Below are 25,285 nucleotides of genomic sequence, written 5' to 3' on the forward strand. Positions count from 1 at the left end.
TCCGCGGAATACCGCGCCCTCTTCGACATTCTAGGATCGTCCCTATCAGCAGGCGATCCACTCTAAACACTGGTCCGGTTTTCCGGGACCACCTCTGAATATGCCGAGAACCAGGCCGAACCCGCACACCATCCACATCCAGACATCCTGGCTCCTGCGATCGTAGGCGCTGTTCGTGTAGGCAGCGAGACGGTTGCCTGCATGCTCGAGATCGGCCGCCTGGCGTTCAAGCTGCTGCGCGGCCGTTCTCACCAGGCTCTCGCCGCCGCGCTCCAGCACGCGGGCATAGTGCTCGGGACCGTTCTGGAGGATCGGCGACGCCTCGATGGCTTTAAGCCGCTCCCCGACCACGGCCAGGCCCTGTGGGTCGCGTTCGATGGCGCCGGCGATCTGGCGCATCGGTCCCTCGACCTTGCTTCGTGCCTCCTCGTGCCGCCAACCAGGAAGGGCCTGGCGCTCCTTGTGAAGCTCCTGCCAACGGTCGATCAGCCGATCGGCCCTGACGTTCGGATCCGCCAACGCCGCGCGCTCGCGGTCCATGCCGGCGACGAGCTGACCGACCCGCTCCCGCCCTGACAGATCCGTCAGGGCGCGGGCCGTCTCCTGATCATGCCGCGCGGCAGAGACCACCAGCGCCGCCGCTCCGGGCCGCGCCTGGTCAAGGACGAGCCCCGCCTGATGGAGTTCCTGTCTCTGCCCTTCCAGAACGGGCAACCCGTCCCGCATCTGACGCTCGATGGCATGGTAAGCCCGGGCATAGCGATCGACGGCCTGCTCGAACCCGGACAGGGGCCTGAGCCGATCGGCTTGGCGTTGTATTGAACGATCCTGCTCGGCTCTGATGGTTTCCGGTCGTGCGACAGGCGGGGTCGGGGCCGGGAGCCGCAACCCGTCGAACATGCTGCGCCGGCGGACCTCGGCCGGGCGCGCCAGCTCCCGGGCCGTTTCTGCCGGTCCCGGCCCGCGAGCGGGTCCCTCGACCGCCGCGCCAGATGACAGCTTCAGTCCGTCGAAGGCGCTGCGGCGGTGCTCCGGCTGCGGCTCCTGACGATCCCGCCACGCCTCCTGCCGCCGATCGGTGTCAAATGGCATTCAAAACTCGGTCTGACGCATTTCCGATGACGATCAGGGCGCTCCGATGAGGCGTGCTTCGAGGAGGTCGAGCTTGGCGCGTCCGTACATCTGGCGTTTGACGAGTTTCAAGCGGTTTACGTGGCCTTCGGTCTGGCCGTTCGACCAGGGCTCGGTGACGGCAGCGCGAACAGCCTCAAGATCCTTAGTGATGCCACGGGCGAAGGAGGCGATCAGGCTGGGTTCGGCATCGCGGAGCCAGGTCGAGATCGGCCACGGCCTTGCGCCGGATGATCGACTGGAAGCGGTCGATCAGGGTTCTCGCTTCGGCCAGGGCTGGCGCGCCTGCCTCGATCGCGGCGACGGTAAGAGTCTCGGTCTTTGCCAGGAGGTCACGCTTCAACGTCATCAAGCGGGCGATGGTGCGAGCCGATGGCGGTCTGCGAAGCTGAGCGGTCGTCATGCGTTCGGAGCGGCGTCGGCGCGTCGCCCACTCCGAGACGACACGGGTCGATCCGCCAAAGCCAAGCGCCCGCAGGCGGCGCCAGAGTTCGGCCCCGTTGCGGCACCCCGCCTCCCATTGCGCGTAGAGGAACGGCAGATGCCGATCGAGCGAGCCTTGCCGGACCCGGAAGACGTCGGTGCGCTCGCCACGCACGATCAAGCGTACCAGCTTGCGGCTGCGAACCGTTCGGCGGACGATCTCCTTGATCGAGGTGCCACTGGCCGCCAGTTCGGCGACGATGGCATTCGTCTCTTCGCGGCGGAGGTAGCCTTCGTATTGCAGCCGCTCGGCCGATGTCAGGAGCGTGGAATCCACAACCGTTGCGCCGAGGGCGGCTCGTATCGGCTTCATCTACTTCGACACCGCTTCGAGGAAGCTGCTGCTGGCGTTCTCCATGAGATGCCAGCGGTCGGCGATCTGGACCGCACGGGAACGAGCGCGGCGCCGCACGACGCGCAGCAGGGTGTCGTTGCTCACCGGCAGCATGAGCCGGGCAGCGAAGATGGCACCGGGTCTTCCGCCGANACGGGAACGAGCGCGGCGCCGCACGACGCGCAGCAGGGTGTCGTTGCTCACCGGCAGCATGAGCCGGGCAGCGAAGATGGCACCGGGTCTTCCGCCGAGAACAAGGCCGAAATGGTGGACGATCCCCTCCATCCGCCCGGTGCGATGGGCTCGCTCCGGCACGGTCGAACCGAAGCGCTCGGCAAAGATCCTCTGGCGGCAGTCCAGCCCGTCACAGCGGAAGCGACGCGCCACAAGATGAAGCTGGACGGCTCGACCGCCTAGCGGCAGGTCTGCCACGCGCCGATGGTACCGGCTGTGCACGCGTTGCGAAAGACGATTGCAGGACGGGCACGCCGCCGATGTTCCTCGCAGCGATGCGTTGATGATCAGGACGCCGTCCAAGAAATCCTGATGATCGACAGCGAGCCCCGCGGGGGCGACGACTGAGAGCGGAAGGCGGCATGGCATCTCGACGATCTCCATCGGAAATTGCCAATCCCACAGCCAAACTGCACCGAAGATGATGGTGTGGAACGGCCCTTCGAAGCAGCTTCGAGGTTGCCTATCGTGGACGGGCAACCGCCACGATACACAGGGATACGCTCCATGGAAAAGATCACGACGATCGGACTGGATCTGGCCAAGTCGGTCTTCCAGGTCCACGGCATCGCAGAGGACGGCCGCGTTGTTGTCCGCCGCGCGCTGCGGCGATCACAGGTGCTGGACTTCTTCCGTAACCTTGAACCCTGTCATACCGCCGCGCTCACGGCGTGACTCGATGAGGGTTTTCGCGTTCGCTCTGGCGTGATTCACTGCCGCACCCTACGAGCGGAGGCGGCGATGGCGCATGGTTTGCCGATCAGGACGGACGTTGCGAGCCCTTTGGAGTTGCGTCGGTTTGCCAAGAGGGAGCCGCGACGGCGCACGGCACAGCGGATGCTGGCCATCGCCAACGCGCTGGAGGGGATGAGCCGGGCGCAGGCGGCGCGGGCGGCGGGCATCGAGCGCCAGTCCTTGCGCGACGCGGTGCTACGCTTCAACGCCGAGGGGCTGGCCGGGCTGTCGGATCGCCCTTACGGCCGCCGGCCCGAGCGCTTGAGCGATGGCGAGCAGGCCGCCCTCGTGGCGCACGTGCTGCGCGGACCCGATCCCGAGCGCGGCGAGCCGTCGAACTGGACGCTGCCGGACCTGTGCCGCTTCATCGAGACGCGCTTCGGCAAGACCATGTGCCCCCAATCGATGTCGCGCCTCGTGCGTCCGCTTGGCCTGTCGCGACAGAAGGCGCGGCCCGTGCATCCCCAGCGCAGCGCCAAGGCGGCGGAGGCGTTCGAAAAAGGGGGCTCGCCAAGGCCGTAGAGGCGGCTCGTGCGGCCCATCCGGACAGCCAGATCGAGCTGTGGTTCCAGGACGAGGCCCGTGTCGGACAGAAGGGGCGAACCGGCCACCGCTGGTGGCTGCGTGGCAAGCGTCCGCCCGGTCTTTGCGACAAGCGCTTCGCTTCGGCCTACCTCTTCGGCGCCGTGCGACCCGCCACCGGTGACGCCTTCGCGCTCGTCATCCCTCATGTCTCGACAGCCGCCATGAGCGTATTCCTGGCCGAGTTCGCCGCCACCATCGCGCCGGGCCGACACGTCGTCATGGTGCTCGATCAGGCCGGGTGGCATGGCGCCAAGGCGCTCGTCGTGCCAGGCAAAATCACATTGGTGCCGCTGCCGCCTTACTGCCCCGACCTCAATCCGGTCGAGCGCATCTGGCTATACCTGCGCGAGCGCTTCCTCTCCCACCGGCTGCTCGCCGATCTCGACGCCGTCATGGACGCTAGCTGCCACGCCTGGAAAGCTCTCACCGCCGATCCGAACCGCGTCCGATCCCTCACCGCATACCCCTACCTAAAACAGGTCAATGCTTAGGTGCGGTGGTATCATGTCGGGATTGAGGCGTGTGCCAGCGCGCACCACTGGGCGAATGAGATCGGTGTCTTCGGCCATACCGTCCGCATGATGCCGGCGGCCTATGTCAAAGCGTACGTGAAGCGCAACAAGACCGATGCGGCGGACGCCGAGGCGATCTGCGAAACGGTGGTGCGACCCACCATGCGCTTCGTGCCGATCAAGGCTCCGGACGAGCAGGCCGCCGGCATGGTCCTGAAGACCCGCGAGCTGTTTGTGCGTCAGCGCACGCAGACGGCGAATGCGATGCGCGCCCACATGGCGGAACTCGGCATCAGCGCAGCGACCGGGATGACCAGCGTCACCAAGCTCATCGCCATTCTACGAGACGAGAACGAAGCCCGCCTCTCATCTGCGGCTCGGGCAGCGCTTTTGGAGATGGCGGAGCAGATCGAGAGACTGACGACCCGCATTGAGGCGCTCGACACGAAGATCGTGGCCGCGGTGAAGGACGATGATACCGCTCGACGGCTCACCAGCATTCCGGGCGTTGGACCGATCATCGCCGCGACGGTCCGGGCAACGATCCAGGATCCAGGCGCCTTTCCGACGGGGCGCGATCTGGCGGCCTGGATCGGAATCACCCCACGAGCCCATTCGAGCGGCGGCAAGAAACGGCTCGGCAGGATATCGAAGCAGGGCAACAAGGAGTTGTGGACCTTGCTGATCGTCGGGGCGACTTCGATCCTGAAGCAGGCCCGTCGCGGGGTGAAGCTGCCGGCCTGGGTCATCTCGCTGCTGGCCCGCCAGCCCTACAAGGTCGCGGCCGTGGCGCTGGCCAACAAGATGGCGCGTACGATCTGGGCGCTGCTCATGAAGGGAGGCGTCTACCAAGCGCTGCCGATCATGGCGCGAGTATAGGTAAGAAGGATTCCGGCATCCTGATGCCGGGATGACAGCAAGGTGCCAATGCGTGATGAACCCGAGGGGCGACACCTCGACGCCGACCAGACCGTCTGACTTAGTGCGCCTTCGAGCGCGTGAATTTGATTAGGGCCTGTTGACAAAGTGGATTCCCAGATCGTTGAGGCGTGATTCAAAGCTTCCTTTTAGGAGGCGGCATTGGCGCGAGGCGATCTGTCGGACGAAGAATGGGCCATCATCGGCGAGCTTCTGCCGAGCGAACGAGGTCGCAAGGCGCGCCCGTCGCATGACAACCGCCGTTTTCTCGATGGGATGTTGTTCGTTCTGCGTGCCGGCTGCCCGTGGCGCGACATGCACGAGCGTTACGGCAAGTGGAACTCTGTCTACGTGCGGTTCAGGCGTTGGGCCGAACAGGGCATCTGGGATGCCATGCTGGAGACGCTCGTGGAACTGGGCCTGACCGACGACTGGCAGCACATGATCGACTCCACCACCGTTCGCGGCCATTCACAGGCAGCGGGCGCTAAAGGGGGACCTATACGCAGGGCTTTGGTCGAAGCCGCGGCGGCTTTACGTCTAAGATCCACGCCCGTGCAGACGGTCAGGGACGCCCTCTTGGCTTTGTGCTGACGGGCGGAGAGACGTCCGACTACCGGGCCGTTCCAGCCCTTCTGGCCATGCCGGTCGGCAAGCCGCGCCTGATGCTCGCCGACAAAGGCTACGACGGCGACGAGGTTCGTCAGTCCTTGCTTCTGAAGGGCGTCATGCCGGTGATCCCACCCAAGGCCAACCGTCGAACACCGGCTGCCTGCGACTTCCGTCAGTATCAGGATCGCAATCGCATCGAGCGCATGTTCAACCGGCTGAAGCAGGCTCGGCGCATCGCCACACGCTACGACAAAACCGCCAAATCCTTCCTGGCCTTCCTCTGCCTCGCCGCCTCACGCATCTGGCTCAAGGACTATGTCAACAGGCCCTAGGCGATCGGCACCGCGGATCTCATCGTGGCCAGCGGTCCGGGACCGCGCCAACAGGCCGGACATATGACTGCACCGTCCGACGGTGAATGACGCGGCGACTACCTTGCCAACCGGGCCGTTCCACATATGAGTCAGAGTCAAACTGACCCCCGATCGGCGTTCTGCACGCCGAATGACAGGCGGCGGCCTCTCGCCGGACGGAACACGCTGGATCGCCTCGCGCCCCGCCTTCCTGCTGCCCGTGCGCGTGCTCGGCGCCCTGTTCCGCCGTCTCTTCCTCGAAGGGCTCGTCGCCTTGCACGCCGGCGGCAAGCTCGCCTTCCACGGAACGCTCGCGCACCTCGCCGATCCCCGAGCCTTCGCCGGCCATCTCGCCCCGGTGCGCCGCAAGCGCTGGGTCGTCTACGCCAAGCTGCCCTTCGCCGGGCCACAGGCTGTTCTGGCTACCTGTCGCGCTACACCCACCGCGTCGCCATCTCGTCTCGGCGCATCACGGACTTCGACGGCAAGCACGTCATGTTCCGCGTCAAAGACTACCGCCAGGACGGCGCCGCCCGCCACCGCACTTTGACGCTGGAGGCCGGCGAGTTCATCCGCCGCTTCCTCCTCCACGTCCTGCCCCGCGGCTTCCATCGCTGACGCTGGAGGCCGGCGAGTTCATCCGCCGCTTCCTCCTCCACGTCCTGCCCCGCGGCTTCCATCGCATCCGACACTACGGCTTCCTCACAGGGCCGGACCGCAAGGGGAAGCTCGATCGCATCCGCGTGCTGCTCGGTACGCCGCCCGCGCCCGGGCCCGCCACCACGGCACCGGACAAAGACGAGCCGCCCGCCTTCCGCTCGACCGGTCCGTGCTGCGGCGACTCCATGAGCGTCGTCGGCATCTTCCTGCGCTGGCGGCAACCACGAGGACCGCYGCCGCACCCGCCACCGCGCCGGGAGTGTTCGCCATGACCCGGCATGGCACGACATCGCCACCTGCTCGGGACCAKGTGCTCCGGGGCGCAATCCTGTGCGGCCCTGTGACGAGAGAAGGTGTTCGACGCGATCCCCGCGGCCGCTCCACCCCCGTCTCGTTGCCGTCACCTGATCCCAAACGGCAGGGCAGCGATCCGCATTGCGTGCCGTCCGGCAGCGAGCGCACCTTGCCCCTGCACCGCCGTCAGGCCAAAACTCCATAGACTACCGACCGGCATCCCGCGGGTTCGTTCTTCCGCGACTTTCGTACGCCTCCCGGCGCCCGAAACNCCCCTGCACCGCCGTCAGGCCAAAACTCCATAGACTACCGACCGGCATCCCGCGGGTTCGTTCTTCCGCGACTTTCGTACGCCTCCCGGCGCCCGAAACTCTTCAGGAAAGACGACAGTCCGCTTTCGACTGTCAGGGCTGCTTAGCTGCCATCCGGCGCGTAGCCCAAGTCATTGTCGGCAATGAGCGCGCTGATGGGCTCGCGGCTATGGGCCGAAACCCCTCTACATAAAAAAGCCAGCGCTGAGGCCGGCCTTCCATTCTCAGCCGACTAGAGCGGCGCATCACAGCCATCAGGCCGATAGGAGTGCCTTCATCTCCTATCGGCCGTTCAATCAGAAGTTTGCCCATTCCTCGGCTGCCGGTCGAGACTGTGCAGCGGCACCTCCCCTACCGATCGTCCTCATCTGAGCGACCGGACGCGCTGATGCGCGGCTGGCAGGTTTAGCAGGAGTTCGCGCCATATTAGCTTTGGCAGCAGCTTGGTTCGTATGAAATCGCTCGATCAAGCTCGCCAGCTCCTCAGTCTCACCCATAAGGCTCTGTGCGGCAGCCGTAGTTTCCTCGACCATCGCCGCGTTCTGCTGCGTGACCTTATCCATGTTGTCGGCGGCCATGGAGACCTCTTTGAGGCTCAGTGCCTGTTCGTTGGCGCTGCGGGCAATGCCACCGACCACATCGCTCATGGTGGCGACCTGAGCGACGATCTCACCAAGCGACGCGCCAGAGGCCGTCACGAGCGCAACGCCCTTTTCGACCTGCGTAGAGGAGGCCGCGATTAAGGTTTTAATCTCCTTGGCCGCTTCCGCCGAGCGCTGAGCAAGACCGCGCACTTCCTGCGCCACTACCGCGAAGCCGCGACCGGCCTCGCCTGCACGCGCCGCCTCGACGCCGGCATTCAACGCAAGGAGGTTCGTCTGGAAGGCGATTTCGTCGATCACGCCAATGATGCTGCCGATCTTTTCGGACGAGGCTTCGATCTCGCTCATTGCCTCAACCGCCTGCGTGACGATGGCTCCACCCTTTTCCGCGTTCTTCAGTGCCGTTGTAGCTGTGCTCTGAGCCTTCACCGCTTCGCCGGCGGTGTCGTTGACACCACGCGTGACCGCGGCAAGGGCTGCCACAGTTTCTTCCAAGCTCGCCGCCTGTTGCTCGGTGCGCTGCGACAGATCACCAGCCGCAACCGTGATCTCGCCAAGACCGACGCGCATCGTGGCAACCGCCGCCACCACCGAGCCGATCGTCGTTTCGAGCTGGCTGACGCTGGTGTTGAAGAGGTCGCAGACTTCAACGTAGCCCTGGTTCTTCGCGGGATCGAGGCGTGCGGTCAGATCCCCTGCAGAGAGCTGTTCGAAGCTTGGGCGAATGGCGTCGATGAAGGCCTCGCGGGCTGCGGCCGTTGCCTGTCTCTCGCCAGTAATGCGCGCCGCTTCTGCAACCCGCCGTTCCTCAGCTGTCATGCCTTCCAACCGCTCCTTCTCGATAGCAGCTTGTTTGAAGGTCTCGACCGCACCGGCCATCGCGCCGAGTTCATCTCGCTGCCCAGCGGCGGGGACGATCACGGTTTTGTCGCCAGCAGCCAGACGCCGCATGACCTCTGTCATGGCCACGATCGGTCGGGCGACGGAACGAGACAGAAGCCAGCCCATCGCTACCGCAATGAGCACGGACACGAGGGCACCCGTCGCCAGAACAAGGAACGTCGTGCTGAAGGAGTTTGCCGTATCGGCGCGGCGCGTCACCAGAAGCGCCTCTTCCGCTCCCCGGATGGCCGTGATGTCAGCGTTGATCGCGTCCGTCTTCGGCTTCGTTACGCCGTCGATGACCATCTGATTGGCCTTAGGTCGTGTGGCTGAATTTGCAGCGAGCGCGAACTGCTCGTCGGCAACGGTTGTCTTGTAGTCTACACCATCGGCCCGCAGCTTTGCGATCCGGTCCTGCTGAGCAGGGTTGTCGCTTGTCAGCTTCGCCATCGCATCGACGGCGGCCGTGAAGTCGCCAAGGCTCTTGTCGAAGGCATCTTTGTAAGTGGACTGGCCGCTGATTGTGTAGCCGCGCAGACCGGCCACCTGTTCGACAAAAGCCTTTGAAGCTTTGGACGTTTCGTTCAACACCGCATTCGTATGCGCGTCCCAACCGGCGGCTGCCTGGATGTCCGACACGTTCTTCCAGATGACCAACGCCATGACGGTCACGGCTGCAAGGATGGTCGAGAAGGCTACGAGCAGCTTTTTGTTGAGGCTAATGTTGGTGAAGGACATCGAAAGCTCCCAGCACCCCCTTCTCCAGTACGCTCGGGTTAGCGAACCTGCGGGATGTGCATTGGTAAGCTGCCTAAATTCCTTTAATGCTCAATTAATAATCTGCGATTGTAGGCGTACGTGCCTGCACGTCATCGCGGACGCTCTCGTCTGGGCTGATGCGTTGGTGCGACGCTGTCGCATCCATCCTTAAGCGAGCGAAGCCCGCCAGCGCCTCCCAACGTTGACTGGGCTCAAGCCATCGCAGCCTAAAACGGCGCAGGTGGGCTGAGGCAGGGATTGCCGAAGCTGATCCGCTCCGACAGCTACATGCATCTCTGCCATGCAGCATCGTCACTACTGCGCTGCGCAAGCTTTGTGTATTTGACCCTTATCGCAGCCGCCTTTCCCCCATCGGCCGCTGCGAACTGCCCGGCGACATTCCTCCTCCCAGTCGCAGGGCATCGATTATCGCCCACCGGTCCTCCCCCGGTGGGCGTTTTCGTTTCGGGATGTCTGTCTCGCAACTTTTCATTCATCCTCGCTAAGCCATCATGCCATCAGCGGTGAGGCCGTGTTGCGTTCTGGCCTTGATCGCATCAGCGGTGGCAGGACGATGACCTAATCTCGTTCTGCCACCGCACCATCGTCAGCCTCGATGATCATTACCGTGGAGCGGGTCCACTCCACCATTTTGATGGCGGCCTCTTCAGCCTGAGAAACCGGCTTCCCCATCTTGATCGCGGCTTCCTTAAAGGTCTTCGAGATCAGGGTGTAGCGCTCCTCCCGAGCATCACTGGAGAGGGCGACAATCTCGATGGCTTGCCGTTGGGCAGCTTCCAGCATGGCATGGGCTGCCATTTCGCTGATGAGGCTCTTGTCGTCTGTCATGCAGCGTTAGCCCGCCCCGCCGTCTGCATCACCGTCTTCGTTGTCGTCTGACAGGCTCCCTGCACCTGGTGTTGCATCACAGTTCGTCAGCTCGGGCTTAGCGTGCGGTCCTGCCGAGGGCAGATTGCTTTCCGGCTGCTTCTCGTCCGAACGTGACACGGTAGGTTTATCGGACATCAAGGGGCTCCCGCGCTTCGCCGTGTCGTCCCGGCGCAGGATGGTCTGGTGATCGATGGGCTCGGCACGGCCTGAGCGTGTGGTCACGGGGAAACCGTGCCGCGTCTCCTGTCCGCTTCTGGGACGATGTTCGCTACCGGTAAGAGGCGTGGAAGGGTCGACAGCGGTAATCCGCCTATCGAAGCTCTCTGGGACGAACAGACGATTGCCTCTGCGCCGGCGACGTCGCGACGGGCGTGCGGCTCGATCGCCAATATTCAACGCAATATCGTCGAGGGAAAGGTAAGCTTGACCCTCCGCCTCGCTCCTTGTTTACTCATCGCGTTCTCCGGGGTGTCGCGATCTGAGCGGCTGAGATCGAGGTGGTGCCTCTGACCCGTCGAACCTGATCCGGGTCATGCCGGCGAAGGGATGGGAATCAGGACGCGGAGCGTGGCGGCTGCAATGCCGTGCGGGTCCGCCGACAGGCCACATTCGCGCCGGCGCAGCCCTTCGCAACGAAGGACGCGCCATGAACGAGACGACAAGCATTCCGGCTCGCAAGAGCCACACGCGTGCCCCCGCCAATGGCGACGTGACCGTCGGTCCGCGCCTTGGCGGCCGTAAAGTCTACGAGGCGGGCACGCTGTTTTCCGACCTTCGCGTGCCCTTCCGCCAGATCGACCTGCACCCGACCGCCGACGAACCGCCGGTGACGCTCTATGACCCCTCCGGGCCCTATACCGATCCCGATGCCACGATCGACATTGCCTGCGGGTTGCCCGCCCCTCGGACGCAGTGGGTGCGCGAGCGTGGCGACGCCGCGATCGTCGAGGAACCCCGGCGCTTGCGGCCGGAAGACAATGGCGGGGCCTCCGGGGCGGCCCTGGCACCGGCTTTCTACGACGGGGCGCGGCCCGTGTTCCGCGCGCGGCCCGGGGCGCGACTGACGCAGCTGCAATATGCGCGCGACGGCATCGTGACACGCGAGATGGAATATGTCGCGATCCGCGAGAACCTTCGGCGACGCGCCAGTGACCCCGCGATCCGCGACGGTGAGGATTTCGGGGCCGAGATCCCGGATATCGTGACGCCCGACTTCGTGCGCGAGGAGGTCGCGCGCGGACGCGCGGTGATCCCGGCCAACATCAACCACGGCGAACTGGAGCCGGCGATCATCGGCCGCAACTTCCTCGTCAAGATCAATGCCAATATCGGCAATTCGGCCGTGCTCGGTCATGTCGCCGACGAGGTCGACAAGATGGTCTGGGCCACGCGCTGGGGCGCCGACACGGTGATGGACCTCTCGACGGGGCGAAACATCCACAACATCCGCGACTGGATCCTGCGCAACGCACCGGTGCCGATCGGAACCGTGCCGATTTACCAGGCGCTGGAGAAGGTCGGGGGCATCGCTGAGGACCTGACCTGGGACATCTTCCGCGACACGCTGATCGAGCAGGCCGAGCAGGGCGTCGATTACTTCACGATCCATGCGGGCGTGCGTCTGCCCTTCGTGCCGATGACGGCCCGGCGCGTCACCGGCATCGTCAGCCGCGGCGGCTCGATCATGGCCAAGTGGTGCCTCGCCCATCACTGCGAGAGCTTCCTTTACGAGCGCTTCGCCGAGATCTGCGAGATCATGGCGGCCTACGATGTGACCTTCTCGCTCGGCGACGGCCTGCGGCCCGGCTCGATCGCGGACGCCAACGACGAGGCGCAATTCGCCGAGCTGCGCACGCTCGGCGAACTCACGAGGGTGGCTTGGGACCACGGCTGCCAGGTGATGATCGAGGGGCCTGGCCATGTGCCGATGCACAAGATCAAGCGCAACATGGAGGAGCAGCTAAAGCATTGCGGCGAGGCGCCGTTCTATACGCTCGGACCGCTCACCACCGACATCGCGCCGGGCTACGACCACATCACCTCGGCGATCGGCGCGGCGCAGATCGCCTGGTACGGCACGGCGATGCTCTGCTACGTCACGCCCAAGGAGCACCTCGGTCTACCCGACCGGAACGACGTGAAGACCGGCGTCGTCACCTACAAGCTCGCCGCCCATGCCGCCGACCTCGCCAAGGGCCATCCCGCCGCGCGCCTGCGCGACGACGCCCTGTCGCGCGCTCGCTTCGAGTTTCGTTGGGAGGACCAGTTCAACCTCGGCCTCGATCCCGAGACGGCACGCGCCTTCCATGACGAGACGCTTCCGAAGGAGGCCCACAAGAGCGCTCATTTCTGCTCGATGTGCGGTCCGAAATTCTGCTCGATGAAGATCAGCCAGGACATCCGCGACGCGTTCCCGTCGCTCGGCGCCGAAGCGATCGAGGACGGGCTCCAGGAGATGAGCCGGCAGTTCCGCCAGGGCGGCGGCGCGATCAACGTCGCGCAGGCGAGGACGGCATGACGATCCCGATGGTTCGTTTCCGATGTGAACGGTTTATCGATGAAAGCGAAGGTCGAGCGACCCCCTGCAGCATGGCTCTCGTCCGATTGCCGCGACGATCGCCGTTGTCATCCGCGGCGCTCAGGTGCTGCTCGTTCGCCGCGCCAATCCTCCCGACGTCGGTCTGTGGGGCTTTCCGGGTGGAAAGATTGATCTAGGGGAAACCATCGAGGCGGCCGCCGTCCGCGAGCTTCGCGAGGAAACGGGAATTACGGGTGAGTTCGTCCGGGTGCTCACGGCCGTCGATGCGTTCGACATAAACGGGGATGGACACCTTCGTCAGCACTTCATTCTCATCGCGGTCGTCTGCCATTGGGTCTCGGGCGAGCCAGTGGCAGGCGACGATGCGTCGGACGCCCGCTGGTTCGATCTGGACGAGTTGAATAATGCAGCTCTCGTAATGAGTTTCGGCGTTGTCGATGTTGCCCGGCAGGCCGCTCGCCTTTAGAGCACCGTGGGTCCTTTCGGACGCACAAAGGACGCTCTAACTCTTTGTTTCTACGCATCTGTCTTTCCGAAAATCGATTCCGATTTTCGGGACGATGCTGTAGGCGACTGTGTGTGATCGTTTGGATCATCCGCATCCAAACTCAGGTCTGGAATTGCAGAATGGTGTGACCCGCAGGCCGTCTACAAGGGTCAGATATCCCGTCCCTGGTAGATGGCAGGGTCGTCCGTCCTCGCACCGCTCGACGGAGCGCTCGGCGCTCGTCCGAAGCGGAGGTTCTTCCATAGGCGCCCATCGATCGCCGCGAGGCCTAGCCCGATGCAGAGCATCCCAGCAACGTGCTTCACCTGGACGGTTTCGCCGAGCACCAGCGAGCCCAGCACGATGGCGCTGACCGGAATCAGGAACGTCACCAGCAGGAGGTTGGTCGCTCCGGCGGAGGCCAGCAGCCGGAAATACAGGACGTAGGCCAAAGCCGTCGAGAGTGCGGCGATGCCAATCATCGCCGCCCATGTCGTCATATGCGGCATGGGAAGCGTCCACGGCCGATCAACGACGAGGACCATGGGCAGAAGCATGATCGCGGAGGCGCTCACCTGTCCGGTCGCCGTCGCCATGGCGGGAATGCCCATGCGTTTGAAACGGCGGCCGTAGATGCCGGCGAAAGCGTAGGAGAGGGCGGCGCCGAGCACGGCGATCTGCGCCAGGACGTTGGTCCCGAACGTGCCGAGAACGGCGGGACCGATTATCACGACGACGCCGAGGAGACCGAGGAGCACGCCGGCCAGACGTCCGCCGGTCATCTTCTCGTCGGTGGTGAGACCATGCGCGACGACGACGGTGAAGAGCGGCGTGGTCGCGTTGAGGATCGAGGCGAGACCCGACGCGATGTGCGTCTGCCCCCAGACGATGAGGCAGAAGGGCACGACGTTGTTCAGGACGCCCATGCCGAAGAAGGCCATCCAGACAGATCGGCTCTTCGGCATCGGCAAGCCGATCGCTCGAAGGGCGGCGAGGAGGATGACCGCGGCCAATGCGACGCGCAGAAAGACGATCGTCAGAGGCGGAAGCTCCCGCACGGCGATGCCCGTGAAGAAGAACGAGCCGCCCCAGAGAACCGAGAGCAGGAGGAGCATGCCCCATTCGAGGTGCGTCATCGTCCGATGCGCGCTTGCAAGGGAGGAAGGTTCGACGGCGGGTCGGCGCATGTGACGGCGGCTCCTGTGAAGATGCGATCAGGCTAGAAAGGCGCCTCCACGTCAGCCACCCGATTTCCCGAATAAGGTTCCGACGAAATCCGCAAACGCGGTCCCCGTCGAACGCCGCGAACATGCGGAAGCTTCAGGAAATCGGGGATCCGGTGATTCCTCGACGATCGGACGCCGCGTAGCCTGCTGCAATCAGGCCCGTTTTCCCGGACGGTTTCGGTTCTTCGATGCCTGCACCCCGCGTTCCGATCGCTCGGCTCGCGACGCCGTGTGCAGGAGCTTGCGGAAGCTGGGGCATTCGAGATGGCTGGGCGCGGGGCAGTCGGCCACATGGCGCAACGCATCGCGCAACACCCGCAGGTCCCGCATCTGCTGCTGGATTTCGTCGGCTTTGGCATGCAGATCGGTCCGTGGAAGTCGAAGCTCGCCATCCCGTTCGAACATGCCGGCAATCTCGACGAGGGAGAACCCGGCCATGCTGCCAAGCCTGATCAGCGAGAGCTTCAAGAGCACGCTCGGATCGAACTGCCGTCGCAATCCATGCCGCCCGATCGAGCGGATCAACCCGATATTTTCGTAGTAGCGCAGCGCAGAAGCCGTGACGCCGGACCGCCGCGCGACCTCGCCGATATCCATCACCATCACGCTTGACCTCAAGTCGACTTGAATTCGTAGCCTGCGACGGATCGAAGGATTCGGCAAGGAGACGGCTATGAGCGGTATGCGCCTGGACACGGAAAAAGCGCTTTGGCAGGACGGTCGGGCCGTCGCCCTCCTGCTGGCCGCTTCGCTCACGACGATGGCGAACGCAACGATCAGCCCCGCCTTGCCCGGGCTGGAGCGCCTGTTCGCCGCCGATCCGAACGCTGCCATCCTGACACGCCTCCTCGTGCCGGCGCCCTCCTTGAGCGTCGCCCTCGTCGCGCCCTTCGCCGGGCTCCTGGCCGATCGCTTCGGGCGTCGCCCTTTGCTGCTCGCAGGCGTCGTCCTCTTCGCTCTGACCGGTTGCGCCGGCCTCGTCCTGCCCGATCTCACGGCGATCCTCGTCAGCCGCTTCGCTCTCGGGATCGCAGTGGCGCTGATCATGACGGCGCAGACGGCTCTGATCGGCGACTACTTCGAGGGCACGGCCCGCAGCACCCTGATGGGATGGCAGATCTCGGCGCGCAACTTCGGCGGCTTCCTCTGCATCTCGCTGGCAGGCTGGGTCGCCCAGACCTCGCCGCGCTGGCCTTTCGCCATTTATGCTCTGGCGCTGGCCTTCCTCCCCATGATGCACAAGGCCGTCGTCGAACCACTCAAACTAGCAAGCTCTGGGGCTGGTGCCACTGTCCCCGGCACTGCGGATGCGTCCTGGCGCAAGGCCTTCCTCGCCCTCGCGCTGCTCCAGGCGTTGACCAACATGCTCTTCTTCCTCGTCCCGACACAGCTGCCGTTCCTGCTCGACGCACGAGGCTTCGACAGTGCGGCGGCGACCGGCGAGGCGCTCGGTGTCCTGATGCTCGCGGGAGGCGTCTCGGCCCTGCTCTACGCGCGGCTGCGCTCGGCGATTGGCTCTGCGGGCGTCTTCGCGTTCGGCTACGCCGCGATGGCGAGCGGCTTCCTCTGCCTCGCCCTGTCGCCGGCACTGGCGCTCACCTTTGCCGGAGCGGCTCTGATCGGCACGGGCTATGCAGCGGTCTCACCCACCTTCGTCGCTCTCGCGCTGCATCTGGCTCCACTCGCGCGGCGGGGTCTGGCGGGCGGCATTCTGACCGCTTCCGTGTTCCTCGGACAGTTCGCCTCGCCCCTGGCGAGTACGCCGTCCATCGCCCGTGTTGGCTACGACGGCCTGTTCGGGACTGCGGCCGTCGTCCTCGCCATCATGGCTCTCGTCGCCTTCCTAATGAGCAGGAGGAAGATGCCCGCCTTATGATCATCCGGTAGAAGGTGCCTGCTCGCATCGATCGGCAGTCCCCGTTAAAAATCCGAAACCGCTGTTTCAGACTTTCAGTCTTGCCACCCCGCCCGCTACCTCCAGCCTACCGGATCAACGCCTATGGTCGCCTCTCAGCTCTCTCCAGGGGCCGTTCGCTTCGCAATCTTCGCGACCGTCGCACGCGAACACCCGAAGGCCTGCTGAACCGCGGTCCAGGACGAGCCACCCTTGAGCATGGCAGCGATGCCGGCATTGCGCCTAGTGTCCTCGGGACGTCCTTTGTAGACCCCCGCAGCCTTTGCCCGTTCCTGGCCTTGTGCCTGGCGGCGACGACGATCCTCGTAGTCCTTGCGGGCGACCGCCGCGAGAACGTCGAGCATCATGCCGTTCACCGCTGCGAACATGCGTCCAGTGAATTCGTCGGCGGGCGTGGCAAGCATCCAGGAGGTCGGAAGATCGAGCGCGACGACGCGGACCTGACGCGAGGCCAATTCAGCACGCAGCAGTTCCCAATCGGCAGAGGTCAGGCGGGAGAGCCGGTCCACCTGCTCGATCAGGAGCACATCGCCAGGATGACTGTCGGCGAGAAGGCGAAACAGTTCGGGACGGGCGAGCTTTGCGCCGCTCTCATTCTCGACATAGTAGGCCGCAACCCGCAGGCCCCGCTCTTCAGCGAAGGCGCGCAACTGATCACGTGCCCGGTTCGCATTCTGGTCGTCGGTGGATGCGCGGAGATAAGCACGAACGAACACAAGAAGCCGCTATGGTCTATTTTAGATGGTACACACCATGATGGTACAGTTTGGTTTGGTCAAGGTGGCTCCTGAACCACCTCGAACGATGGTTCATTTTAGGCATACCTAAGTCATACCGCCACATAACCTTAGAGGTCTGGCGGGGTTCGAGCTTTCGCCAACGGCTGCTGACGCCAAGAACGGGCAGGAAGCTACCGGTTTGCTTTGAGGCAACCGGCTATCAGACAGACCTCTCAACATCCGCCGTGCCAGGACTTCCTCGCTACGCACCAAAGTTTTTCGGCATCTAGCCCATCAACCAGAGCGCGCCAGGTTACATTCTTTCTGCGCCTGGCGCAGCTTTTTTAGAGCCAGGCCGTTGACTTCGACTGTTTTGAAGACGCAAATACCCCCCAAGCGAATTGTGTGGCGGGATGGAGATTGGTAATGTCGGATACGTCTACAGGTAAGCGTTATGGGCTCGACCAGCTCAAGAAGACTGGAGGCCGAGGCACGGTTGATCTTCCGGTGTTGGCGGGTTTCAACATGGGTTCCAACACCCTGAATGTGACCATGACGATGGCCACGTTCAGAGAAACATCTTTGGTAGCGAACGAAGCCCGGATGGTCTCGATGGGTGAAGGCCCGGATCAGATCGCTCAGAGGCAGCTCCTCCCTGATCACGCGAAAAAGCTCGCGCTCTACATTTTGCGGGGGCTGCTAGCGGGCGTCAAAACCCGTTGGACCGAAGAAGGTAAGCACTTGCCTGACTTCCTCCATGATGTCCTGGCTGAACTCGGCGAAGGCCCTTATCAGGCACTGCAACCGTTCACGGCCAACATCCGTAATATCAAGGCGGCCGAGCTAGAGTTTGAAAACACGACAGCTGGCATCATCCTTCATCTCCATAAGCTTCAGAAGCTCTATATTGTTGATGGGCAGCATCGTCTTCGTGGGGGAGAGATTGTCCACGAGTGGCTGAACACCCTTTTGACCAACGCCAAATACCCAAAGAAGGGTCTTTGGATCGGTGACACGCAGGAAGTCAGCGCCGAGGAAATGGAGGTTTGGACGGCCGCGCTTAATGAGTTTGGCACGGCCTTCACCGTCGATGTCACTGTTCACTTGGGGCTCAACGCAGAGCAGGAGCGCCAGCTTTTCCACGATCTGAACGTCCTGGGGAAAAAGCCCTCTTCAGCTCAAGCTCTGGCGTTCGATGCGGCAAACCCAGTGAGCAAATACGTGATGGAGCGCCTGGTGTCTGACGGCTTCGTTCACGGCCTGAGAATGGCCGACGCAGGCCATAAAAAATCGGGTACTAAACTGGAAGGCCCTGCAATTTATCGCGACGATCTCGTGAACACATGCGCCATTCTGTTTCGAGGCGCCTTCAATCAATCGGGAATTACACCAGTCGATGTGATCGGCTCGGAAGACTACGCTGACAGATTCTGGGCGGCGCTCGCTAAACAGCCCGGATGGGGGACCTTGGGATGGGATAAGGTCACCCTGCTTTCATTGCCGACGGTCCTCAAAGCCATGGCCTTCCTCGTGCGCTCTTTCCACAACGGGGAGGAGGCCCGCGATCGACAGGCCGCTCATGCGAAACGGGATGCCATCATCGATGCTGTTGCGGTCGGAGAGATCGATTTCAACCCGTCCAACCCACTTTGGCGCGTGTACTTGATGAGCGAGGCAGACCGCGAGGCGGCCTTTCCAGGCATCGAAAACTACATCACACCTGACGCGATACGCAGAGCGTATGGTGTCTGGGACGAAGATACAAAGCGCCTTCAGCTAGGCCCCAATACGCGCGATATTTCACGCTATATGGCAGACCTGGTTCGCTATCAGCTTCGTGATATTGTGGGGCTCGATCCCCGTCCTGGACTCGTTTCACTCAAGAAAAAAATGGCCGCAGCCGAAAAAGAAAGGTTGGCTGCTTAGCTTTAATTTGTAGCGCGGGTGAAGAATTTTTCCCGCACCACACGGCAACGGATTCCGATAAGTCGTGGTGGGCGGGTTGACTGGCATTGCAGGGGCGGACCCTAATCCCTATACGAAAATGTTGCTTTATAAACAGGCACACTCTAATATTTTTATTCAGATATTTGACGATGCAAATCGGCCTACATACATAGGAGGTTTAATTGGTTGACGTTATAAGCTTCGCCGAGGCCATTGCCGACTCTAGGCAATTCTCAAAGCGTCATTTGCTAATTGGCAATGGGTTTAGCATTGCCTGCTGTCCAGATATATTTCACTACGGATCATTATTTAAAGCTGCTGATTTCTCCGATAATCCAGAACTAGTGAAGGTTTTTGAGGTATTAGGAACTCAAGACTTCGAGATTGCTATTAAAAATCTAGAAGCTGGAGCGCGCCTATCAAGTATTTATACTCCAGGACATTTAGATGCAGCCGAAAAAATGCAAGCGGACGCTAATGCGCTGAAAGAAATCCTCCTAACGGCAATAGCTAGAAATCATCCTGATGTTCCGGCCGATATTCCTGACGAAAAATTTTGGTCCTGCCGTCGATTTTTGAACCTGTTTTTAGGTGCAAACAATGACGGCCAAGTCTATACATTGAATTATGATCTCTTACTTTACTGGACACTTATGCACGGAGATAATCCGTTTGGAGAAGCAATCAATCTCGCTACGAATGATGGATTTGGTAATGATGAAGATGATCCGCTTGCTGACTACGTAGTTTGGCAGGGTGAGGTTGCAGCGCATAGTGCAAAGGTTCACTTCTTGCATGGTGCACTACATCTATTTGACGCCGGAATGGAGCTGCAAAAATTCACTTGGGTCAGAACAAACAATAGATTGATTGATCAAGCCCGAGAAGCAATAAACGCGAACAAATATCCTCTATTTGTAACAGAAGGATCGAGTAGCCAGAAAAAAGAAAAGATACGTCACAATGCATATCTTTATCAGGGATTTAAGCAGCTAACAGCTAATGCTCAAACTATAAGGCATTGCTTTTTCATTTTAGGGCACTCTCTAGCTGAGAATGATGATCATATTTTAAAAAGATTTGGTGCGGGCAAGTTCGCAAAGATGTACGTCAGCCTATTTGGCGATCCGAATGCAGAATGGAATAAGCAAATAATTAATAAGGCAAATTCATTAGCTGCGAAGCGTAGTCATCGATTTCCTTTAGAGGTTGCCTTTTACGATGCGTCTACAGCTAATCCTTGGGAGTACGCATAGTATCCCCATGTGTCATGTTATGACACCTCCAGCCGGATGGCTTATGCAAGGCGATGGGGGCTCTCAGGCGCAGCGGGGTGCGCTTTCGAAGTCGACGTTATAGATCTCCGCGATCTGACGCATGGATTCCTCGCCCTTTTCCCGCCGCGCAAGGGTTTCCTTCTGTTGATGCGGAGTGAGCTTCGACTTGCGGCCGAACATTATCCCTTGGGCTTTAGCGGCGGCATAGCCTCGCACGGTCCGGTCAAGGATGCGGCGGTGTTCTACCTTCGCTGATACGCCTAGAACGGCAAGGATATTTTGTCGGCAGATCAACGACACCACCGCCTTTTCGGTCGGTGCACAGACTATCCGAAGTTGACGTGTTCCGCTCTAATGGCGTGAGGGGGACCGATGCCGGATAAGAATTTCAAAGTCACATTGGAGCCGGATCACCTTCGCAAACTTTCGGGTGCGAAACCGATCCCGGCCGTTGCAGAACTGATTTGGAACGGCGTCGATGCGGACGCGACGCGGGTTGATCTCGAGCTCGACCTCGAAAACGTCCTCGATCCGTCCATCACCGTGCGCGACAACGGCCACGGCATCCCGCATGAGGACGTCGAAGGGCTGTTCGGCAAGCTTGGCGGCTCGTGGAAGGGACATGGCAACCGGTCCAAGATCAAGAACCGCATCCTGCATGGGAAGGAAGGGAAAGGTCGCTTTAAGGCACTGGCGCTCGGCCGCGTGGCGAACTGGATCAGCGTCTACCGCAAAGACGGGAAGACCCTCCGCTTCACGATTTCTATCATCCGGGATGCCCTCGTGGACGTGCGAGTTTCTGAGCCAGACGTGGTTCCCAACACTCTGCCGACCGGCATCGAAATCCGCATTACAGAACTCGACCACATATTCCGGACCCTTCAGCCGGATCAGTCCGTCCCCTCGCTGTCCGCGATCTTTGCGCTCTACCTGACGACCTACAAGGACGTTTCGATCTATGTCGAGCACCAGAAGCTCGATCCCGACGCCATCATCGGCGCACGCGAGACCTTCCCGCTACCGGACATAGAAGACGATGGCGAGACCTATCAGGCCAATGTTGAACTCATCGAATGGCTGGCCGGTGACGAGCGCTGGATGTTCCTTTGCGGACCCGAAGGTTTCCCCTTCTTTCGCTCGACGCCCAACTTCCACACGCCGGGCCGCAACTTCTCCGCCTACCTGAAGTCTGACTACGTGAACGTCCTTCAGAGGCAAGGCTTGATCGACCTTGCCGATATGAATGCCCCGCTGCAATCGGCATGTCAGGCGGCTGCAGAGCGCATCAAGCTCTTCTTTAAGGAGAAGGATGCGGAGGACGCCCGTAACGAAATCGAAAAGTGGCAGGCGGACGATGTCTATCCCTACCGCGAGGAGCCGCGGACCTCAGTGGAAAGGGCCGAACGGCAGGTTTTCGACATCCTCGCCTTGAACCTCAACCGGCAAATTCCCGACTTCGCGGAACTCGACAAGCGCAACCGCGCCTTCCAGTTACGGATGCTCAAACATGCAGTGGAACGAGGACCGAACGAGCTTCAGCTTATCTTCCGGGAGGTGCTAGGCCTCCCCGAGCGTAAGCAAAAGGAGCTTTCGAAGCTCCTTCAGGAAGCCGACCTCGCCAACATCATCAGCGCGTCCCGCTTGGTAGCGGACCGCCTGAAGCTCCTGACAGGGCTTGAGGCCCTGATCTTCGACCCCGATACGAAGAAGACGTTGAAGGAGCGAAGTCAGCTTCACCGCATCATTGCGGACAACAATACGTGGATTTTCGGGGAAGAGTTCAGCCTGACGGTGGACGATCAATCGTTGACCGAGGTGCTGAAGAAGCACCGTAAGCTCTTGGACGATGACATCGCAATCGACGCGCCGGTGAAGCGGATCGATGGCAAGGTCGGCATTGTCGATCTCATGCTTTCTCGATCCGTGCCGCAGAGCCACAAAGACGAGCGAGAACACCTTGTGGTAGAACTCAAACGTCCATCGGTAAAGATAGGCGACAAAGAAATCACTCAGATAAAAAAATATGCCTACACTGTCGCAGATGATGAACGCTTCCGTGGCTTGAACACCCAATGGAGTTTTTGGGTTGTTTCGAACGATCTCGACAGGTTCGCGAGACAGGAAGCTAGGCAGAAGGACAAGCCGCGCGGGCAAATCTTCCAATCTGAAGACGGCAGCATCACAGTTTGGGTAAAAACTTGGTCCGAAATTTTGGCTGAGTGCCGTGCCCGGCTGAAGTTTGTTGAAGATAAACTTCAAGCCAATGTCGATCGCGAGCGCGCATTAAAATACCTCCGCACGACCTACGATCGCTATCTCCGCAATCTCCCTGATCCGTTGGACGAGCAATCCGAGGAGGACGTTGGGAGTGACGAGGACGAGCCATCGGAAATTGCCGAGTAGCCGCACCCTCGATCAGACCTCATTCGCACTACAATTCCAACCACGAGGTCATCAGCTTCATAGGCTTGAACCGATATTAGTTTGAGCCTATAATTAGGCATGTGGGACGTTCTCGAACATCCAGATTTTGCGCGAGAGCGGGAGGAGCTTCCCGAAGGTGTGTCCGATAAGCTCGACGAGATCGTTTTGGCGCTGTCGAAGGCTGGTCCTCAGCTAGGCCGCCCTCAAGTCGATACCCTAAAGGGCTCAAAGCACGCCAACATGAAGGAAATCCGGGTCGCAGTCGGCGGAGCATGGCGCTTTGCGTTTGCCTTCGACACCGAGCGAAACGCCGTCGTTCTGTGCGGCGGAAACAAGGAAGGTACGAGCGAGAAACGCTTCTACCGCACCCTTATCAGCACAGCAGACACACGTTTCGACGATTGGTTGGCTGCAGAGGAGTGAGCGAGATGAAGAAGTCAGACTTTCGGTCATCGCTGGAGCGGATTGAGGCTCTGCCCGCGGAACAACGCAAAAAGATTGAAGCTGGCGCAGCGAAGGTGCTGGAAGACATGCACTTGGCCGATATTCGCAAGGCCCTACACCTCACACAGGCGCAGGCGGCCGAACGCAGCGGGCTGAAACAGAGCGAGGTTTCCCGGATCGAGCGTTCGCCAGAGACCGTACAGCTTCGAACACTCTGGCATTACGCGAGCAGCTTAGGAGGCAGCGCGCGGGTCGTTCTGGATTTTCCAGATGGTACAAGCGCGTCTGTCGGACTTCACCGGGGCAAACTGGCGAAATCTAAGATCGCCGCGAAAGCTTGAGGCGTCGAAATTCAGGCGCCGACGGCAGGGCCGCCCCGACCGGAGCCCTCCATAGCGAAGGGAGGAGCGGCCCAGATCGCAGCCACCCCCTTTGTCTGCTCAGGCGGCGACCCGCCGCTCGATTTCGGTGAGGAACGGCAGGTTGATCCGCCGGTAGAGCGGCAGTTGCCTGCGGACCTGGTCGTGAAGCATGGGGCTCGGCTGTCGATCGATGCGGATGAACTCCAGCACTTGGCCGACATTGATCTGATCCGCACTGAATGGCCTGACGGGATCGATGATCCAGTTCTCCAACGCCTCTACCAGGGCAACGTCTTCCCGTCGGTACTCGGGACGCCCGTCGTCGGGATCGATGCCAAGGTTCTGACAGGCCGTGCGATAGGCAGGTATGCCCCAGCTAAAGCGCGGGGCATCTATGATCTCGCGGTAAAGGGGGAACGCATCTCGGATCGCCTGACGCTCGGCACGCGTCGTCAGGGCCATGGCGACGATTTCCAACAGCTGGCAGCTCAAGGACGCTGGCGGAGAGTGGACAGTGGCAGGCGACTGGCGGCAGCGATAGGCCAACCAACATTCTATTCCGTCAATTTAGGGCGGTGAAGGGGTGAAGGCCCAACCAAGCCATTGATGCTCTTAAGAAAGGACGGAGTATCGAACGCTTTATGATTGGTTGGCGGCAGTCATTTTTCCGGTTCTACGACATCCGGCGGAATATCGATTCCTTCGAAGGGTGTACCGCCCGGCAGGAACTGCCGCCGCGTGCTGACCCACAGCCGCATGCCGTCGCCGAGATCGAAGACATTGGGTTGGCCCCATGCGTGTCTTAGGTTTCCAATGCGGCACACGGCGGAAACTGATAACGAGCGCTGGCGCAGCCGCCACCACTGCTTCCTGCGTCACAGGCTCGTCATATCCTTGGCCCATCAGGACCACCCGTCACCACCTCACCGATCTTGAAGGCCAGAGACATGAACGACAACGGCACCATGTTTCCCGCGCTCTCGGAGGAGGCGCGAGCGACCCTCCTGCGCCTTCAGAGCCGTCTCATCCTCGATCGCTTTTCGGAGGAGGCCGCGGGCGAGCTGGCAGCGCTCGGATATGCCACGAGGCGAAGCTTCTTCCTGTCCCTGACCGACAAAGGCATGCTCGCGGCTCGCCGGCTCAGTGCGACGGCACAGGCCCCGGCGGCCAAGCCAGCCAGGCTCGCTCGACCGACCCAGAACCCGCCTCACCGAAAGCTGCGTGCGCATTCATACAAGACACGCACCTTGTAAATCCTGGGCCCGTAGCGATGGCGCGGCTCCCTCGCGGCGTCACTTCACGGGCGGCCCCACCGTGATTGTGCATGTCTGATTCTTCCCGGTCTCGGCCCCTGCCTCGAAGCAAGACCCGATCCCCCCGGCATTGTTTTCGTAGAACTGGCTCGACCATTCGATATTGCGGGCCTTCTTAGGATCGGCGGCCTCGATCAGGGCCATGCCGGCGCTGACACGATCACGGCCCATGACGAGGCTGGCAACGTGGCTATCGGCCGAATACGGCAGGAAGCGCGGCAGGATCAGCAGGAGGAAAGAGGTGGTCCTGTTTTTCAGACCATCCGGCGGCGGATTTAGAGTGGAACGCGGTTGTCTTTATGCCGCCAATTTCTCATCGGCCCGGCTCATCGCATA

27 protein-coding genes, 3 pseudogenes and 1 riboswitch are annotated in these 25,285 nt (G+C 61.6%); of the genes and pseudogenes, 18 read left to right on the forward strand and 12 right to left on the reverse strand.

The window, feature by feature from the left end:
* Positions 1–45 precede the first annotated feature (45 nt).
* The 4 genes and pseudogenes from ASG62_RS27240 to ASG62_RS27620 all read right to left on the reverse strand — a co-directional run.
* Positions 46–1,092: a DUF6118 family protein gene (locus ASG62_RS27240; RefSeq protein WP_056700223.1), complete on the reverse strand. Its 1,047-nt coding sequence runs from the start codon at positions 1,090–1,092 to the stop codon at positions 46–48.
* 33 nt (positions 1,093–1,125) lie between these two features.
* On the reverse strand, positions 1,126–1,341 hold the full coding sequence (locus ASG62_RS28065) for a transposase (RefSeq protein ID WP_413814214.1): 216 nt from the start codon (positions 1,339–1,341) through the stop codon (positions 1,126–1,128).
* Positions 1,277–1,927, reverse strand: a complete 651-nt coding sequence (locus ASG62_RS15515) for a hypothetical protein (protein ID WP_413814212.1) — start codon at positions 1,925–1,927, stop codon at positions 1,277–1,279. The genes ASG62_RS28065 and ASG62_RS15515 overlap by 65 nt, the downstream gene beginning before the upstream one ends.
* Positions 1,928–2,101: 174 nt before the next feature.
* Positions 2,102–2,566, reverse strand: a pseudogene (locus ASG62_RS27620) (transposase family protein); the annotation flags it as partial.
* Between the two features lie 123 nt (positions 2,567–2,689).
* On the opposite strand from ASG62_RS27620, the pseudogene ASG62_RS26575 reads away from it, so the two are divergent.
* The 9 genes and pseudogenes from ASG62_RS26575 to ASG62_RS28080 all read left to right on the forward strand — a co-directional run.
* Positions 2,690–2,833 (forward strand): annotated as a pseudogene (locus ASG62_RS26575) (IS110 family transposase); the annotation flags it as partial.
* 90 nt (positions 2,834–2,923) lie between these two features.
* Complete coding sequence (locus ASG62_RS15525) at positions 2,924–3,439, forward strand: winged helix-turn-helix domain-containing protein (protein WP_056700224.1); 516 nt, start codon at positions 2,924–2,926, stop codon at positions 3,437–3,439.
* A 38-nt stretch (positions 3,440–3,477) separates the two neighbouring features.
* Positions 3,478–3,993, forward strand: a complete 516-nt coding sequence (locus ASG62_RS27625; RefSeq protein WP_082537541.1) for an IS630 family transposase — start codon at positions 3,478–3,480, stop codon at positions 3,991–3,993.
* On the forward strand, positions 3,994–4,893 hold the full coding sequence (locus ASG62_RS15535) for an IS110 family transposase (RefSeq protein ID WP_056700226.1): 900 nt from the start codon (positions 3,994–3,996) through the stop codon (positions 4,891–4,893).
* Positions 4,894–5,094: 201 nt separating this feature from the next.
* The gene (locus tag ASG62_RS27865; RefSeq protein WP_056700227.1) at positions 5,095–5,526 is read left to right on the forward strand and encodes an IS5 family transposase; all 432 of its coding nucleotides are present in this window, start codon (positions 5,095–5,097) and stop codon (positions 5,524–5,526) included.
* Complete coding sequence (locus ASG62_RS27870; RefSeq protein ID WP_274532624.1) at positions 5,478–5,876, forward strand: IS5 family transposase; 399 nt, start codon at positions 5,478–5,480, stop codon at positions 5,874–5,876. The genes ASG62_RS27865 and ASG62_RS27870 overlap by 49 nt, the downstream gene beginning before the upstream one ends.
* 172 nt (positions 5,877–6,048) lie before the next feature.
* Positions 6,049–6,380: pseudogene (locus ASG62_RS28070) on the forward strand (transposase); the annotation flags it as partial.
* 12 nt (positions 6,381–6,392) lie between these two features.
* Positions 6,393–6,515, forward strand: coding sequence for a transposase (locus ASG62_RS28075; RefSeq protein WP_413814216.1), 123 nt, complete (start codon positions 6,393–6,395; stop codon positions 6,513–6,515).
* A gap of 20 nt (positions 6,516–6,535) precedes the next feature.
* Complete coding sequence (locus ASG62_RS28080; protein WP_413814215.1) at positions 6,536–6,829, forward strand: transposase; 294 nt, start codon at positions 6,536–6,538, stop codon at positions 6,827–6,829.
* A gap of 629 nt (positions 6,830–7,458) precedes the next feature.
* On the opposite strand, the gene ASG62_RS15550 is transcribed toward ASG62_RS28080, so the two are convergent.
* Together ASG62_RS15550 and ASG62_RS15555 are read right to left on the reverse strand one after the other, a co-directional pair.
* On the reverse strand, positions 7,459–9,384 hold the full coding sequence (locus ASG62_RS15550) for a methyl-accepting chemotaxis protein (RefSeq protein ID WP_056699011.1): 1,926 nt from the start codon (positions 9,382–9,384) through the stop codon (positions 7,459–7,461).
* Positions 9,385–9,984: 600 nt separating this feature from the next.
* A complete protein-coding gene (locus tag ASG62_RS15555; protein WP_056699015.1) occupies positions 9,985–10,254 on the reverse strand; it encodes a hypothetical protein in 270 nt (89 codons plus the stop codon).
* Between the two features lie 496 nt (positions 10,255–10,750).
* Positions 10,751–10,860, forward strand: a riboswitch (TPP riboswitch).
* Between the two features lie 82 nt (positions 10,861–10,942).
* On the opposite strand from ASG62_RS15555, the gene thiC reads away from it, so the two are divergent.
* Positions 10,943–12,814 (forward strand): phosphomethylpyrimidine synthase ThiC, encoded by a 1,872-nt coding sequence (gene thiC, locus ASG62_RS15560; protein WP_056699018.1) that lies wholly within the window; start codon positions 10,943–10,945, stop codon positions 12,812–12,814.
* Between the two features lie 124 nt (positions 12,815–12,938).
* Positions 12,939–13,301 carry an NUDIX hydrolase gene (locus ASG62_RS15565; protein WP_413814213.1) on the forward strand — a complete coding sequence of 121 codons (363 nt, stop codon included), beginning with the start codon at positions 12,939–12,941 and terminating at the stop codon, positions 13,299–13,301.
* A 191-nt stretch (positions 13,302–13,492) separates the two neighbouring features.
* Here ASG62_RS15565 and ASG62_RS15570 read toward each other — a convergent pair whose 3' ends face one another.
* Entirely contained in the window at positions 13,493–14,458 is a 966-nt protein-coding gene (locus ASG62_RS15570) for a DMT family transporter (RefSeq protein ID WP_056699023.1), read from the reverse strand.
* Between the two features lie 243 nt (positions 14,459–14,701).
* Positions 14,702–15,154 carry a helix-turn-helix domain-containing protein gene (locus tag ASG62_RS15575; RefSeq protein WP_056699025.1) on the reverse strand — a complete coding sequence of 151 codons (453 nt, stop codon included), beginning with the start codon at positions 15,152–15,154 and terminating at the stop codon, positions 14,702–14,704.
* 67 nt (positions 15,155–15,221) lie between these two features.
* Here ASG62_RS15575 and ASG62_RS15580 point away from each other — a divergent pair, with 67 nt between their 5' ends.
* Positions 15,222–16,424, forward strand: a complete 1,203-nt coding sequence (locus ASG62_RS15580; RefSeq protein ID WP_082537475.1) for an MFS transporter — start codon at positions 15,222–15,224, stop codon at positions 16,422–16,424.
* A gap of 134 nt (positions 16,425–16,558) precedes the next feature.
* Here ASG62_RS15580 and ASG62_RS15585 read toward each other — a convergent pair whose 3' ends face one another.
* Positions 16,559–17,179, reverse strand: a complete 621-nt coding sequence (locus tag ASG62_RS15585; protein WP_056699032.1) for a recombinase family protein — start codon at positions 17,177–17,179, stop codon at positions 16,559–16,561.
* Between the two features lie 429 nt (positions 17,180–17,608).
* On the opposite strand from ASG62_RS15585, the gene ASG62_RS15590 reads away from it, so the two are divergent.
* Together ASG62_RS15590 and ASG62_RS25685 are read left to right on the forward strand one after the other, a co-directional pair.
* Complete coding sequence (locus tag ASG62_RS15590) at positions 17,609–19,108, forward strand: DNA sulfur modification protein DndB (protein WP_056699035.1); 1,500 nt, start codon at positions 17,609–17,611, stop codon at positions 19,106–19,108.
* Positions 19,109–19,311: 203 nt separating this feature from the next.
* Positions 19,312–20,385, forward strand: a complete 1,074-nt coding sequence (locus ASG62_RS25685) for a DUF4917 family protein (RefSeq protein ID WP_082537476.1) — start codon at positions 19,312–19,314, stop codon at positions 20,383–20,385.
* Positions 20,386–20,448: 63 nt separating this feature from the next.
* On the opposite strand, the gene ASG62_RS26580 is transcribed toward ASG62_RS25685, so the two are convergent.
* Complete coding sequence (locus ASG62_RS26580) at positions 20,449–20,709, reverse strand: helix-turn-helix domain-containing protein (RefSeq protein WP_200944761.1); 261 nt, start codon at positions 20,707–20,709, stop codon at positions 20,449–20,451.
* A gap of 69 nt (positions 20,710–20,778) precedes the next feature.
* On the opposite strand from ASG62_RS26580, the gene ASG62_RS15595 reads away from it, so the two are divergent.
* From ASG62_RS15595 to ASG62_RS15605, 3 genes are all read left to right on the forward strand, one after another.
* Positions 20,779–22,809, forward strand: coding sequence for an ATP-binding protein (locus ASG62_RS15595; RefSeq protein WP_056699042.1), 2,031 nt, complete (start codon positions 20,779–20,781; stop codon positions 22,807–22,809).
* A gap of 99 nt (positions 22,810–22,908) precedes the next feature.
* The gene (locus tag ASG62_RS15600; protein ID WP_056699046.1) at positions 22,909–23,253 is read left to right on the forward strand and encodes a type II toxin-antitoxin system RelE/ParE family toxin; all 345 of its coding nucleotides are present in this window, start codon (positions 22,909–22,911) and stop codon (positions 23,251–23,253) included.
* Between the two features lie 5 nt (positions 23,254–23,258).
* Positions 23,259–23,615 (forward strand): helix-turn-helix domain-containing protein, encoded by a 357-nt coding sequence (locus tag ASG62_RS15605; RefSeq protein ID WP_156382183.1) that lies wholly within the window; start codon positions 23,259–23,261, stop codon positions 23,613–23,615.
* 99 nt (positions 23,616–23,714) lie between these two features.
* Here ASG62_RS15605 and ASG62_RS15610 read toward each other — a convergent pair whose 3' ends face one another.
* Entirely contained in the window at positions 23,715–24,098 is a 384-nt protein-coding gene (locus ASG62_RS15610; RefSeq protein WP_056699053.1) for a hypothetical protein, read from the reverse strand.
* A gap of 485 nt (positions 24,099–24,583) precedes the next feature.
* Between ASG62_RS15610 and ASG62_RS15615 the strand changes: the two genes are divergently transcribed.
* The gene (locus ASG62_RS15615) at positions 24,584–24,889 is read left to right on the forward strand and encodes a hypothetical protein (RefSeq protein ID WP_056699057.1); all 306 of its coding nucleotides are present in this window, start codon (positions 24,584–24,586) and stop codon (positions 24,887–24,889) included.
* A 39-nt stretch (positions 24,890–24,928) separates the two neighbouring features.
* Here ASG62_RS15615 and ASG62_RS15620 read toward each other — a convergent pair whose 3' ends face one another.
* Positions 24,929–25,207, reverse strand: coding sequence for a DUF6118 family protein (locus ASG62_RS15620; protein ID WP_320409382.1), 279 nt, complete (start codon positions 25,205–25,207; stop codon positions 24,929–24,931).
* Positions 25,208–25,285: the final 78 nt, after the last annotated feature.

Source organism: Aureimonas sp. Leaf427, from assembly GCF_001425485.1.
Taxonomy (GTDB): domain Bacteria; phylum Pseudomonadota; class Alphaproteobacteria; order Rhizobiales; family Rhizobiaceae; genus Plantimonas.